The following is a 300-nucleotide window of genomic DNA, read 5'->3' as shown; positions in this document are numbered from 1 at the left end:
ATTGTATAAGTGACGAAACAAACACAAATCAAGGAGGACTCCATAATGAAAAGTGTAATCGAAAAGTCACTTCATTTCAACAAAATGATCAAAGTTAATTTTGACGGTGGAAATTTAACCTCAGACTCAGGGCTATTATTGTATAAAGAGTTCGATGAAAAGATTGGACTCGGCCAGTCCATTCGAGAGATGCTTCAAGTCAAAGACTCTGTAGACCACCGGGAACATCCCAATCCTGATGTCGTCATTCAAAAAATTTATCAACATCTTGCAGGTTATCACACAGACGACCATGCGGAT

Annotated in this window: 1 protein-coding gene; it reads left to right on the top strand. The window is 38.7% G+C overall.

What is annotated here, in order from left to right:
* Window positions 1–45: 45 nt before the first annotated feature.
* A partial coding sequence (locus ACYQ2O_RS13120; protein WP_459771521.1) for a transposase occupies window positions 46–300 on the top strand: 255 nt, incomplete at its 3' end.

This window comes from Alkalibacterium sp. m-11 (assembly GCF_054658155.1).
Note: the sequence above shows the minus strand (reverse complement) of the source record. Positions and strands in the feature narration are given on the sequence as shown.